Source organism: Nocardioides lianchengensis (genome assembly GCF_900101465.1).
Taxonomy (GTDB): domain Bacteria; phylum Actinomycetota; class Actinomycetes; order Propionibacteriales; family Nocardioidaceae; genus Nocardioides; species Nocardioides lianchengensis.
The window spans coordinates 231091-243730 of record NZ_FMZM01000010.1; the positions used below are offsets into that span (position 1 = coordinate 231091).

Sequence of the window (12640 nt, forward strand, 5' to 3'; positions counted from 1 at the left end):
CCCCGGCGAATGCCGTCGTTGCTCAGCGACCGCGCCGCGACCGTCTTGGGTCGGGTGCCACTCGTTGCCGAGGGCCGGTCGTCGGCGTCGCTCCCGTCTGTTCGTGACGCTGTCGCAGCAGGGCTGCTTGGAGCTGTCCAGTGGCGTCCGGGGTCCGGGCCGTTGCTGCGGGGCCGTAGCGGTCGATGTCCTCGACGGCGATGTTTGCGGCGTGGGCTGGGCCGAGGTCGGCTCGGTCGCGGCTGAACACCTCGATCCACTTTCGTCGGGCGTCGTCGAGGTTGTCGGCGACGAGGTGGGCGGTGTTGGCGTGGCGGCCGCGGGTCATGGCGACGTAGGCGGACGCGGTGTCGGTGCTGTCGCTGACGGCGAGGTGGGCTTCGGTGACGGTCTCGCCCTGGGCGCCGTAGGCGGTGGTGGCGTAGGCGTGCGCGAGGTGCCGGCGGGCGTAGTCGCCCGGCAGCACCCGCTCACCCCGATCACCAGCCAGAGCGACGGCGCCATCGCCCGTAACGCGGGTGATGGTCCAGGTCTCGCGGTTCGCGACGTCGAGGTCGCGGTCGTTGAGCCGGGTCATCACCCAGTCCCCCACACCGAGCCTCCCGCCGTTTCCGGTGAGGACCGCGTCGGTGTCGTCGACCTGGCCTGCTGCGACTCGTCGGTCGCGGATCATCTTGTTGAGCAGGTCGACCTGGACGCGGGTGTCGGCGACCAGCAGCCGTCCCTCACCGCTGCGCCCCCGCGGCCCGTCGGCAGCGAGCTCGGCGAGGGCATGGGTCTGTTCGACGTCGGTGGCGTGGAGGTGGATCTGGCCGCGAGCGTGGAGGCGGTCGAAGACCTCACCACTGCGCTCACCACTACGCATCAGCAGACTCAGCTGCGCGTACTCGTCGTCGGCGAACCGGTGCACCGCGTCCAGGGTGACGCAGGCGCCGGGGTTAGCCCAGCGGGTGGCGTGGTCGAGCACTCCCCCACGACCCACCGCGGGGAGCTGGTGCCGGTCGCCCATGAACGCGACCCGGGCACCGGTCTCATCAACGACCTGCATGAGGGCATTGGCGGTGTCCTGGTCGAGCATCCCTGCCTCATCGACCAGCAACACATCACCCGGAGACAACACCGCCTGAGTCGTGGGAGTGACCATTGGAGTTGTTGGGCCGTGGGGGTTGGTGTCGCGGGTCCAGCGGCCGTCCTCGTCCCACCGGAACCCGTACTGGTGAGCCAGCCACGCCGCCGAGAACGCCGGCGTCTTCAGCTCACGGGCCGCTACCTGGGAGGCCTTCAACGTCGGCGTCACCACGATCAACCGATTGCCCCGATCGGCCAGTGCGGTGCGGGCGGCGGCGAGGGTGGTGGTCTTCCCGGCACCGGCCGCGCCCTCGATCACCACCAGCTCACCACCACCCGCCAGCGCAGCGACGACGGCACGCTGCATGTGGTCCAGCGACTGCTCCCCCACAGCAGCCGATGTAGGCGCGGCCGGTCGGGCGGCGGTCGCCGCGCGGCCCGCGAGACGAGTGGTGAGGTCCGCTTCCACCGCGAGGACGCGTGGTGAGGTCAGGGCCCGCACGTGCCCCGGCACATCCGTCCGGTTCAGGAGCGGGACACACGCCTCGATGGCTCGGGCGGTGAGGTCTTCGGCCAGCTCGACCCGCCCCCGCGGGTCGGTGACGATCCCGACGGCGGCGATGGCCTGCTCGACCTGGCCCCGGATGTCGGCGGCGTTCCACGCCGAGCGTCGTGCCCCGAGCCGGCTCAACACCGTCTCGACCACCTCCTCCCGATCCAGGACGCCGACCCTGCTCCCCAGCCTGCTTCCAACACTGCTTGCCGCGTCGACCGGGAGGCGCTCAGGCGGTTCTGGTGGAGTCGGTGAGTGGAAGCCGAGGTCGTGGAGCTCCTCGACCCACCGGCGGGCAAGATCGACGCCGTCCTCGGGGACGACCTTGTCTGGGCGGGCCTGAGCCCAGGCCCGTGTGTCCCAGGCCTGCCGTAGCCGCGGCCCCGGTTCCTCGCCGGGATGCGTGGTGCGCCACTCGGCCTCGTAGCCGGCGACGTTGCGGTCGATCTGCGCGGCCCGTTCGCTGAACTCCCCCACAAACGGGACAAGCTCGCGGATCTCACCCGAGCTCGCATCCAGGGTGTAGCCGAGTCGCTGCAGCGTGTGGCGGAAGTCGGGGTCGCACTGCACGGCCGCGTGGCCGATCCCGTTGATCGCATCCAGACTGTCCCGGACCCCGACCGTATGGATCCCCCTCCATCGCCCGGCCGCCCAGACCCGAGCGTTGATCTGCAGATGCAGATGACGGTGCGGATCACCGGCACGCGAGGTGTAGTGCCGGATGGTCGCGGCCTCGATCCGCTCGACCGGGACCTGCACTTGCCGGCCACGTGGCCCCACCCTGGTCGTCGCGTTCTCGGCCAGCCAGCCGATGATCTCGCCCGCGGCACGATCCTGCGCGGCCTCGTAGGCGGCCGCAATCTCAGGATGGACCGCAGCGGCCAGGGACCAGGTCTTCGGCCCGTTGACTACGACCTCGACGAACCGCACCCCCTGGTCATCAGTCCGCAGCCGCCCCTTCGGTCTGCCTGTCCGGTCGAGGCCGGCGACCCAGGCCTCGTAGGCGTCGCCATCGAGCGGTGTTCCTGTAGCAACGGAGGGGCCGTTTGCGGTGGCGATGGCGACGTGGTGCTCGGCGAGGCCGGTGCCCTCGGCCAGGTAGTAGTCGTCCGCGCGGGGCCGATCGGCCTCGACATAGTTGCGTGCCGCTTTCGCCGAACCCCGGTAGACCTTGATCCCACCGTGCATATTCGTCACCCGTCACGAATAGCCGTCAATTACCCTAGAAATGCAGATACGGGCCACCACGTGGTGACCCGCCCTACGAATCTTCGTAGCATACGTGCCGCCGATATGGGCGGAAGCCATGTCCTTGCAGGCTGTTCTTAAATGCCGGACCGTGAGCATTGGGGAAGATGGACTGGCCTCGTGCGCAGTCTTCTACCAGTGGGAGATCTCGGACCCTGGGCCGATCGACATGGATCAGCATCGGACGTCACACCGACGAGGCCGAGCTAGCCACTCGCGCCCTCGACGTCTCGTCGGTCCACCGTGAGTGACCTGTCCACGGCGGGGATCACAAATGCCAGCAGACGCGAGACGCACATCACGCCCTGCCCTGCGCATGAAATTGAAATGTTACGAACGCATAACGCATCTGCTTTTTCTCACGATGCCCCAATCCGTCGGGCCAGTCGTGGCGAATGACTTTCGTACGAAGGATGAAAAACCCAACGGAGGATGTGTTTCACCATGCGTAACTTCAAGAACTCCCTGCCCCGCTCCAAGCGCGGCCTGGCCGCCATCGCCACCGTGGCCCTGCTCGCCGCTCCGCTGAGCGCCTGCGGCAGCGAGGACAGCAGCTCCTCGTCGTCGAGCTCCAGCTCCTCGGCCCCCAAGCCGGTCGCTGCGATCGATGCGCTCACCGGCAGCGACACCCAGATCACCCTCGACCAGGGCTTCGTGGACGCCCTCACCCAGCTGAAGCTGACCCCGGGTGTCGTCGGCGACGCCACGCTGACCGACGGTGCCCTGGACTTCCCGATCACCGGCGGCAACGTCACGGTATTCACCCCGGGCGAGGTCTCGCCGTACGTCATCGGCCAGATCCAGCACGAGAACTCGGGCCTGTCGCTGACCGCCGGTGACACCACCGTGGAGCTGACCAACTTCAACGTCGACCCCGGCGTCTCGCGGGTCTACGGCGACGTCGCGGTGAACGGTAAGACCGCCGTGACCAACGCGTTCCTGTTCCAGCTCGACGGACGCACCCTCAAGCCCCTCGCCACCGAGGGCGACACGGCTGTCCTCGAGGGCACCGAGGTCAAGATCTCCGACGTCGCGGCCCCGCTCCTCAACGACACCTTCAAGACCGACGCCGTCGCGGCGGGTCTGCTGGTGGGGATCGCGAAGATCACCGTCAACACCAAGTAGCCCTTCCGTTGGGGGCGCGCAGGGCTCGGACCGGTGACGGCCCGGGCCCTTCGTGTGTCCGGACCCGTGCAAACCGGGCTTCGCGTGTCGGTGTTCAGGGAGTGGGCGTCAGGGGCAGCCGAATGACGAACCGGCACCCCGTCGCCGGCGCGAGGTTCTCGACGAGAACTTCGCCCCGATGTGCTTCCACGATGCCTTTGACGATCGCCAGTCCTAGTCCTGCGCCCTTGCCCGGCAGCGCGTCCGCGGAGGCTGGGGCGGGTGTGCGGGCGGCGTCGCCCTGCCAGCCCCGCTCGAAGACCCGATGCAGGTCCTGGTCCGCGATCCCACCGCACTGGTCGGTGACGCTCAGCTCCACCTGTCCGGCGCTCGAGCGGCCCTCGACGCGGACTAGTCCCTCGGAGGGCGTGTGCCGGACGGCGTTGGCGATGAGGTTGGCCAGGGCTCGTGAGATTCCGGCGGGGTCGGCGCTCAGGTGGACGTGCTCCTCGACCGTTCCGCCGAGACGGACGCTGCGGGCCCGTGCGACCTGGTCGGCGCCGGCCAGGGCATCGCTGATCAGGTCGCCGAGCAGAACGGGCTCCGGGTTGATCCGGAGCACGCCGCCGTCGAGTCGCGAGAGCTCGAAGAGGTCGTCGACCATCTGGGCCATCCGGTCGACCTCGGCGCGTACCTGCTGGTGGTAGCGCGCGGGGTCGGGCGCCATCCCGTCCTCGAGCGCCTCGGTCATCGCGCGGAGGCCGGCGAGCGGGGTGCGTAGGTCGTGAGAGACCCATGAGACGAGATCGCGTCGGGACTCCTCGAGCTGACGCTCGCGCTGCTGGGCCTCGTCGAGCCTAGCGCGGGAGAGCTTGAGCTCGGCCGCGAGCTCGCGGAACTCGGCCGGGCCCCGGACTCCCTGACCGTCCGGTGCGTCGCCCGAGACGAGCCGTCGTACGTCGGAGCGCAGACTTCGCGACCAGCGCGCGACAGCCTCCCCCAGCGCGAGAGCGACCGCCAACGAGACCAGAGCGGCAGCCGAACCCACGAACGTCACGACGGTGAAGTCGTGCCGGGAGATGAGCATCCGCTCGGCCACGACGCTGATGCCGAGGTACGGCGCGGCGACCGCCACCAGGACCACGAGGCCCACCTGCCAGCGCACCGACCGGCGTCGGAGCAACCAGGCCGCGAGCAGTCCGAGCAGCCCCACGGCCAGCGCGCACACGGCCGCGATCGCGACGATCTCGATCCGGTCGGCCGTCCTCATGCCACCGTCCTCACCTGACGCTCCTCACCGGGCGCTCCTCACCTGTTCTCCCACAGGTACCCCACGCCCCAGACGGTCCGCAGGCGGTCCGGCCGGGTGGGGTCCTCCTCGACCTTCTCGCGCAGGCGCCGCACGTGCACCGTGACGGTGGACCCGTCGCCGACCGACCAGCCCCAGACCTGCTGGAGCAGCTCGTCTCGGGAGTACGTCGTCCCGGGGTGGGCGAGCAGGAATCGCAGCAGGTCGTACTCGCGACCGGTGAGCGACAGTGGTCGACCGGCACGGGTGACCGTCCGTCGCGGGTGGTCGACGACCAGGTCTCCGTCGGTGAGCACGTCGGGGAGCGTGGTGCCCGTGCCGAGGCTGCGACGCAGGACCGAATCCACCCGCAACGCGAGCTCTCGCGGGCTGAAGGGCTTGGTGACGTAGTCGTCGGCCCCGATCTCGAGGCCGGCGACCCGGTCCGACTCGCCGCCGCGCGCGGTCAGCATCACGACCGGGACGTCGAGCTCAGCGCGGATCCTCCGGTAGACCTCCAGCCCGTCGATCCCGGGCAGCATCAGGTCGAGCACGACGAGGTCGGCCGACCGGGCAGCCATGGCGCGAAGGGCACTCTCGCCGTCCCCGACCTCCTCGACCTCGTGGTCGTGGGCGCGCAGGTAGGTCGCGACGACCTCGCGCACGGTCGCGTCGTCATCGACCACCAGCACCCGGGCCACGTTCACCTCCGTCGAGATCGTCGGTCGTGCGGTGCCTCGACCGGCTGATCCACGTGCCGACGGTGACACCGACGAGGGTGAGGCCGGCGACGACCAGCCAGCCCGCGGTGTAGTCGCGATCGAGCAGGGTCGCGTTGTCGGGACGCTCCCCGAACCGGCCGAGAACCGGTACGGCGAGCAGGGTGGCCGTCCCGAGGACCACCAGTCCCACGACAGCAGGCGCCCGGACCTGCCGGGGTAGCACGCGTGCGCCGAGGGCCAGGAGCAGCAGCACGAGGGGGGCGAGCACGAAGTCGTGGAGGACCACGCCCGCGGCCAGCCAGGTGGCGGCGCCGATCAGCTGGTCCTGGTCCTGTCGGGTCAGCAGCACCCAGGCGCCGTACCCGCCGACGAGGACGCCGAGGGCACCGAGTCCGGCCCGGACGCGGATCATGCGTCGACCTCCAGCCGGGCGACCCACTTGGTCTGCAGGACGCCGGGTCGGTTCGGGGCGATCAGCCGGGCCGGGTAGCCGTGGTCGAGGGCGAGGGTCTCATCGTCGAGGCCCAGGGCCAGCAGGGTGCGGTCGTCGTCGGCGAAGTTCCCCTGGAGGTGGGTGACGCGGTAGGGGCCCTTCTCCTGCAGGGAGGTGACCGTCACGTCACGTCCCGCCGGGGCGTCGACGAGGTCGAGCAGGTCCCGCAGCCGGACGCCGGACCAGCGGCCGCTGGCGCTCCATCCCTCCACGCAGGCGATCGGGAGCTCCTCCTCGCGCTGCTCCAGCGCGAGGAGATCGCTGCGGGAGAGCGTCACCTCGCGGCCGTCGTACCCGACGACGAGGCGGTATGACGCGCTGAGGGCCGCCGGGGCGACCTTCGCGGCGGCGGCCGACTTGTTGATCGGGATGCCCTGCGGTCCTTCGCCGGAGCGGACCCCGAAGACCGAGACGCGGCGCAGGAACGGGACCGTGCTGCCTGCGGTGAGGAGCACGGCGACGCCGGTGGCCACCCAGGTGCTGCGGAGCAGGCCGCGGCGGGACAGCACGCCGGGCCGGGTCGCCTCGGGTCGGTCGAAGGTGGTGTCGTCGACGTCGGCGCCGAGGGCGCCGCGGATGATCGGGAGCTTCACCGCGATGTGGACGACCAGGGAGCCGACGACGATCCAGGCGATGGCGTAGTGGGTGGTCCGGAAGGAGAAGGCCCAGGGGTACCACTGGGCGGAGTTCGCCAGCCCGGAGGCGAGCTGGAAGACCATGGTGGCGACCAGGACCCCGATCGACCCGCGGGAGAGGACCTCCACCAGGAGGGGGCCCAGGCGCCGCGGAGGGCGCGCGAAGAGGCGGGGGTAGACCGTCCAGAGCTTGACCAGCAGCAGCGGGACCGCGGCGGTGCCGGTGGTGACGTGCAGTCCCTGGGTGACCCGGTAGCCCCACGAGGGGCTGGTGGGGAACGGGATCGGGTGGTCGATGTTCTGGGCGTAGTGGCTGATCAGTCCGGTGACGAACGCGATCGCCACGCAGACCCCGAGCCAGAGCCCGACCCGCGCGGCTACCGCTGCGCTCCGGAGCCGGGAGGTGAAGTCGCCTTCGGCGGGGGCTTTCACATCCGCTCCTCGAGGACCGCGCACCAGCGCTCGCCGAGCCGGTGGGTTCCCTGCACGGAGAGACCGGCCGAGGCCGCGAGCGCGTGGATGCCGTCCATCCCGACAACTGCCCAGCGAAAGGGCCGGCTGCGGGTTCCGTCGCACTCGATCGTGGCCCACACGCGCTGGTCGGCGACGCCCGGCGGCGCGACCTCGACCACGATCCGACCGAGCGGGGTGACCAGCTCGCGGACCCGTCGCAGCAGGGCCTCCGGGTCGCCGCCGATGCCGACGTTGCCGTCGGCGAGCAGGGCGCTCTCCCAGCGCCCCTCCCCCGGGATCGGGTCGAAGACGTCGCGATGGAGGGCCGACCCACCCCGTCGCAGGGTCTGGCCCACGGCCTCCGGCACGACGTCGATGCCCAGCACGATCCGGCCGACCTGTGCCAGGGCTGCCGTGAGCCGCCCGGGGCCACAGCCGACATCGACGGTCGGACCGGTGCAGAGGGCGAGCATGGCGAGGTCGTCGACGTCGGCCTCGCGGGTCCAGTCGCGAACCGGCAGCGGCACGTCCTCGGCACCGAGACCGCTGACGATGCACGGCTCACCTCGCAGCGCGTGACTGAAGACGGTGCTGAAGGAGTTGTCGGACAGAGTCACCGCAGGACCGCCGTACCGGCAGGTCGCTCCGACCGCGCGGACCACGCGGCGGCGAAGCGACCGTCGGGTGCGCCGGCGGCGACCGCGTCCGCGTCGGTCACGGTGTCGACGTCGCGCAGCTCCGGTCCGGCGCCCACGCTCAATCCGAGTGCCGCCAAGGCGGCGCGGGTGTCGGCTCCGGTGGTCGCGGTGGACATGGGGACGTCGGTCAGGGCTGAGGCGTGCCGCGGGTCGCGCAGCGCCAGGACCCACCAGCCGCCGTCCGCAGCGGGCCCGAGCACGGCCTCGTGCTCGGCCAGACCGGCAGCGACCTCGGCCAGCAGGCCCGGGGTGAGCTGCGGGGTGTCCATTCCGACCTGGAGGACCGGGCCGGTCGCGAGGTCGGCGTGGGCCTGGGCGAGCCGGGTCCCGAAGTCGTCACCGCGTTGCGGGCGGATCGTCCACCCGGTCGCGGCCCGGACGAGCTCGTCGGCGCGGACGGCCGCGGCGAGGTCGCCGTCGAGGGAGAGGTGGCAGCGCGACGGGCCGGCGTACGACGTGCACGCCTCGAGCGTGTCGAGCAAGGCGGCGGCGGCGATGTCGGCGGCAGCGTCCATGCCGATGTCGGTTCCCAGCCGGGTCTTGACCCGACCCGCGACCGGCGCCTTGGCCACCACCAGCAGGTGTGGGCCGCTCATGCGAGCACCCGCCAGAAGTCGCGCGCCGCCCGCGCCGTCCCCACGACCGACCCGGACACCTTGGAGCGGGTGCCCTCGGCGCGCGGACGGTAGGCGATGTCGTGCTCGGCGAAGCGCCAGCCGGCGACCGTCGCGCGCTGGAGCAGCTCGACCGGGTAGCCGAAGCGTCGGTCCTCGACACCGAGGGCGAGGAGGTCGGCGCGACGGCAGACTCGCATCGGGGCGATGTCGTGGACGCTGACCCCGATCCGTCGGCGCAGCCAGGCCAGGATCAGCGCGTTGCCGGCGCGGGCGTGCCAGGGCCAGGTGCCCCGACCGGTGGGCCGGCGCCGGCCCACGGCGATGTCGGCGCGCCCGGAACGGACGTCGTCGAGCAACGGCAGCAGCTCGGCGGGGTCGAACGAGCCGTCACCGTCCATGAAGGCGACGTACGTCGAGGTCGCGGCGCGCAGACCCGCGTGCACGGCGGCGCCGTACCCGGGCTGGGCCTCGGCGACCACTCGGGCACCGAGTCGGGCCGCCACGTCGGCGGTTCCGTCACGGGACCCGTTGTCGACCACGATCACGGTGAAGTCGGCGGGGACCTCGGGGATCAGCGCGGCCAGCGCCGGCGCCTCGTCGCGGCAGGGCAGGACGAGGTCACAGTCGGGCGGGCTGTTCATGTCCTCGACAGTGCCCGTTCAGCCCTGTTCCCAGCGGCGGGCGCTGCTTACGAACCGGTGACATCTCCTGAGCTGCGAGGACCGGCCCCCTACTGTCGGGGCCGTGACCGCCCCGACCCGTGTCCCGCGCCCCTGGGTGCCGTGGATCGGTCTGGTGGGCTGCCTGTTGCTGGTTGCCGCCGCGTTCGCCGTGCCGGCGCTCCGGGACTGGGACGTGTGGCCCCGCGCCCCCAGGAGCAGGGCCGACGGCGAGCTGGCTCCCCTGCACGGCTACTGGGAACCGAAGCTGTTCGGTCCCGGGACCCTGCCGGCGGTCCTGGTGGCTGTCCTGGGCTGGCGGTACGGCAGCGCCTTCGCCGGCCGGCTGTCCTGGCGCCGCCTGCTGCTCGTCTCGTACGTCGTCGCGGTCGTCTGGCTGCTCGCCCTGGCGCTCGTCGACGGGACCGACGGGATCTCCCGGGTGCTCGGCAGCGACTACGAGTACCTGCCGAGCGCGCGGGAGGTGACCGACGTACCTGCCCTCCTGGACGGCTACGTCGCCCGGATCCCGATGGATGCCGCGAACAACTGGCCCACGCACCCGGCCGGGCACCCGCCCCTGGCGCTGCTGTTCTTCGTGGGTCTGGTGAAGGTCGGGCTCGGCGGGGACCTCGTGGCTGGCCTCGTCGTGATCGTGCTGGCGGCGACCACGGCACCGGCGGTGCTGACCACCCTGCGCACCCTCGGCTCGGAGGTCGTCGCCCGCCGCGCCGCGCCGTTCCTCGTCCTGACCCCCGCCGCCGTCTTCATGGCGGTCTCGGCCGACGCGCTCTTCGCAGCCGTGGGCGCGTGGGGCATCGCCTGCCTCGCGGTCGCCGCCACCCGTACCGGACCTGCGTGGATCGGCTGGTCGGTGCTCGCCGGACTCGTGCTCGGCGCGTCGGTGCTGATGTCCTACGGGCTCCCCCTGCTCGGACTGGTCTGCCTGGCCGTCCTGACTGCCGCCCGGTCCTGGCGGCCGCTGCCGATCGCCGTGCTGGCCGCCCTCGCCCCTGTCCTGCTGTTCGCCGCCCTCGGCTTCTCCTGGTGGGAGGCCTACCCCGTTCTTCACGACCGCTACTGGGACGGCATCGCCGCAGACCGGCCCGCGTCGTACTGGCTGTGGGGCAACCTGGCCGCACTCGCCGTGAGCGCCGGACCGCTCCTCGGTGCCTCGCTGGTCTACGCAGGTGCCGCGTGGCGGCGGGTCGACCGAGCCGCGCTGCTGCTCGTGGCGGGAGCGGCCGCAGCGATCGTGGCCGCCGATCTGTCCCGGATGAGCAAGGCCGAGGTCGAGCGGATCTGGCTGCCGTTCATCCCGTGGCTGACCCTGTCGGCGGCGCTGCTGCCGGAGCGCTGGCGACGGTGGGGCCTCGGTCTGCAGGTGCTGAGCGCGCTGGTCGTGCAGCAGCTGCTCTACACGTCCTGGTGATCAGGCCCGCAGCGGGGCGGTCGCGAACGCCGGCAGCCCCTCGTCGGGAGGCACCTGCGCCGTGAAGCCGAGCTCGGCAGCGGCACGCGCGGGCGAGGCGACGATGTGCCGTACGTCGCCGAGCCGGTAGCCGCCGGTGACCTCGGGCGTCAGGTCGCGGTCGGTTCCGGCGGCGACCAGCTCGGCCACCTCGCGGATCGGCACCGGGTGCCCCGAGGCCACGTTGTAGGCCGAGAACCGACCCTCTCGTTCGGCGGCGACCGCCCGGATGGCGGTGACGTTCGCGCGGGCGACATCGGCGACGTGGACGAAGTCACGCATCTGCCCGCCGTCCTCATAGACCTGGGGGCGCTCGCCCCGCTCGAGCGACGAGCGGAACATCGCGGCAACCCCCGAGTACGGCGTGTCGCGCGGCATCCCCGGCCCGTAGACGTTGTGGTAGCGCAACGCCACGGCCGCAGCGTCGGCCTGGCGTACCCACGCCGAGGTGTAGTGCTCCTGGGCCAGCTTGCTGGCCGCGTAGGAGCTGCGCGGATCCAGTCGGGCGTCCTCGTCGATGGCCTCCCAGGCCAGGGACCGTCCGCAGGCCGGGCAGTGGTTCTCGAAGTCGCCCGCGTCGAGGGCGGACCGCTCCCGCGGCGGCGGGGACTGCGGCCCGTGCTCGGGGCAGTCGTAGCGGCCCTCGCCGTACACGACCATCGAGGAGGCGACGACCAACCGGTCGACGTCCTGCTCGTGCATCGCCGCGAGCAGGGCTGCGGTGCCGAGGTCGTTGTGGGCCGCATAGGCCGGCAGGTCGGCGACCGTCACGCCCGCGCCGACCACGGCCGCCTGGTGGCAGACGACGTCGACCCCGGCCAGGAGCTCGGCCCAGGCCGCGGCATCGCGGACGTCGAGTCGGTGGGTGCCCTCCGGCGGGTCGGTCGCGCCGTGGGCCTGGGCGAGCATCACGTCGACCCGGACGACCTCGTCGCCCTCCGCGTCGAGCGCGGTCCCGATGGCGGTGCCGATGAACCCGGCCGAGCCGGTGAGCAGGATCTTCATGCCCGGTCCGGGACGTCGTAGCTGAGTTCGAGGCCGTCGGCCCAGCTCGAGCAGGTGCACCCCGCCGGGTCGGGCAGGGTGCCGATGGTGGTCGTGAGCAGACCCGTCAGCCGCTCCAGGTTCTGCCGGAACAGCGCGAAGACCTCCTCCTGGCCGACCCCCGAGCCGGACTCGACCCCGGCGTCCATGTCGGTGACCAGGGCGATCGCCGAGTAGCACATCCGCAGCTCCCGGGCGAGCGCCGCCTCGGGGGCGCCGGTCATGTTGATCAGGCTCCAGCCCTGGGCGCCGTAGTGGCGCGACTCGGCCCGCGTGGAGAACCGCGGCCCCTCGATCACGACCATGGTCCCGCCGACCTTCACCTCCGGGTCCGCGCCCGCGACCGCCAGCGACACCCGCGGGCAGTACGGGTCGGCGAAGGGCAGGTGCACGGCCCCGGTCTCGACGTAGCTGGAGATCCGGCGGTGCGTGCGGTCCACGAGCTGGTCGGGGACGACCACGTCACCCGGCGCGACCTCGGCGCACAGGCCGCCGACCGCGCACGGAGCGAGCACCTGGCCCACGCCCAGCGAGCGCAGCGCCCACAGGTTCGCCCGGTAGTTGATCCCGTGCGGAGGGTGCTCGTG

The 12640-nt window shown here is 71.9% G+C and carries 12 protein-coding genes; 2 read left to right on the forward strand and 10 right to left on the reverse strand.

Annotated elements, in window-relative coordinates:
• Window positions 1-22: 22 nt before the first annotated feature.
• Entirely contained in the window at window positions 23-2809 is a 2787-nt protein-coding gene (mobF, locus tag BLT76_RS18690; RefSeq protein WP_090859584.1) for a MobF family relaxase, read from the reverse strand.
• A 504-nt stretch (window positions 2810-3313) separates the two neighbouring features.
• On the opposite strand from mobF, the gene BLT76_RS18695 reads away from it, so the two are divergent.
• The gene (locus BLT76_RS18695; protein ID WP_170867136.1) at window positions 3314-3994 is read left to right on the forward strand and encodes a hypothetical protein; all 681 of its coding nucleotides are present in this window, start codon (window positions 3314-3316) and stop codon (window positions 3992-3994) included.
• 94 nt (window positions 3995-4088) lie between these two features.
• Here BLT76_RS18695 and BLT76_RS18700 read toward each other — a convergent pair whose 3' ends face one another.
• The 7 genes from BLT76_RS18700 to BLT76_RS18730 are packed head-to-tail and all read right to left on the reverse strand — an operon-like array spanning window position 4089 to window position 9520.
• Complete coding sequence (locus BLT76_RS18700) at window positions 4089-5243, reverse strand: sensor histidine kinase (RefSeq protein WP_090859586.1); 1155 nt, start codon at window positions 5241-5243, stop codon at window positions 4089-4091.
• Between the two features lie 38 nt (window positions 5244-5281).
• Window positions 5282-5962, reverse strand: coding sequence for a response regulator transcription factor (locus BLT76_RS18705; protein ID WP_090859588.1), 681 nt, complete (start codon window positions 5960-5962; stop codon window positions 5282-5284).
• Complete coding sequence (locus tag BLT76_RS18710; RefSeq protein WP_090859590.1) at window positions 5937-6395, reverse strand: hypothetical protein; 459 nt, start codon at window positions 6393-6395, stop codon at window positions 5937-5939. The genes BLT76_RS18705 and BLT76_RS18710 overlap by 26 nt, the downstream gene beginning before the upstream one ends.
• Window positions 6392-7543 carry a molybdopterin-dependent oxidoreductase gene (locus BLT76_RS18715; RefSeq protein ID WP_090859592.1) on the reverse strand — a complete coding sequence of 384 codons (1152 nt, stop codon included), beginning with the start codon at window positions 7541-7543 and terminating at the stop codon, window positions 6392-6394. The genes BLT76_RS18710 and BLT76_RS18715 overlap by 4 nt, the downstream gene beginning before the upstream one ends.
• Window positions 7540-8181 carry a methyltransferase domain-containing protein gene (locus BLT76_RS18720; protein ID WP_139175679.1) on the reverse strand — a complete coding sequence of 214 codons (642 nt, stop codon included), beginning with the start codon at window positions 8179-8181 and terminating at the stop codon, window positions 7540-7542. Before BLT76_RS18720 ends, BLT76_RS18715 begins: the two co-directional genes overlap by 4 nt.
• On the reverse strand, window positions 8178-8858 hold the full coding sequence (locus BLT76_RS18725) for a TIGR04282 family arsenosugar biosynthesis glycosyltransferase (RefSeq protein ID WP_090859596.1): 681 nt from the start codon (window positions 8856-8858) through the stop codon (window positions 8178-8180). Before BLT76_RS18725 ends, BLT76_RS18720 begins: the two co-directional genes overlap by 4 nt.
• A complete protein-coding gene (locus tag BLT76_RS18730) occupies window positions 8855-9520 on the reverse strand; it encodes a glycosyltransferase family 2 protein (RefSeq protein WP_090859598.1) in 666 nt (221 codons plus the stop codon). Before BLT76_RS18730 ends, BLT76_RS18725 begins: the two co-directional genes overlap by 4 nt.
• Window positions 9521-9623: 103 nt before the next feature.
• On the opposite strand from BLT76_RS18730, the gene BLT76_RS18735 reads away from it, so the two are divergent.
• A complete protein-coding gene (locus BLT76_RS18735) occupies window positions 9624-10970 on the forward strand; it encodes a hypothetical protein (protein WP_244509478.1) in 1347 nt (448 codons plus the stop codon).
• Here the strand turns inward: BLT76_RS18735 and BLT76_RS18740 are convergent, their stop codons facing one another.
• A complete protein-coding gene (locus tag BLT76_RS18740) occupies window positions 10971-12014 on the reverse strand; it encodes an NAD-dependent epimerase/dehydratase family protein (RefSeq protein WP_090859600.1) in 1044 nt (347 codons plus the stop codon). It lies immediately after the preceding gene.
• Window positions 12011-12640: phosphorylase family protein (locus tag BLT76_RS18745; protein ID WP_090859602.1), on the reverse strand; the 630-nt coding region annotated here is incomplete at its 5' end. The genes BLT76_RS18745 and BLT76_RS18740, both read right to left, overlap by 4 nt.

What these genes read in the sequence shown, in the direction of transcription:
- BLT76_RS18695 (WP_170867136.1), top strand. Translation starts at nt 3,314, where the DNA reads ATGCGTAACTTCAAGAACTCCCTGCCCCGCTCCAAGCGCGGCCTGGCC.
- BLT76_RS18710 (WP_090859590.1), bottom strand. Translation starts at nt 6,395, where the DNA reads ATGATCCGCGTCCGGGCCGGACTCGGTGCCCTCGGCGTCCTCGTCGGC.
- BLT76_RS18725 (WP_090859596.1), bottom strand. Translation starts at nt 8,858, where the DNA reads ATGAGCGGCCCACACCTGCTGGTGGTGGCCAAGGCGCCGGTCGCGGGT.
- BLT76_RS18700 (WP_090859586.1), bottom strand. Translation starts at nt 5,243, where the DNA reads ATGAGGACGGCCGACCGGATCGAGATCGTCGCGATCGCGGCCGTGTGC.
- BLT76_RS18730 (WP_090859598.1), bottom strand. Translation starts at nt 9,520, where the DNA reads ATGAACAGCCCGCCCGACTGTGACCTCGTCCTGCCCTGCCGCGACGAG.
- BLT76_RS18740 (WP_090859600.1), bottom strand. Translation starts at nt 12,014, where the DNA reads ATGAAGATCCTGCTCACCGGCTCGGCCGGGTTCATCGGCACCGCCATC.
- mobF (WP_090859584.1), bottom strand. Translation starts at nt 2,809, where the DNA reads ATGCACGGTGGGATCAAGGTCTACCGGGGTTCGGCGAAAGCGGCACGC.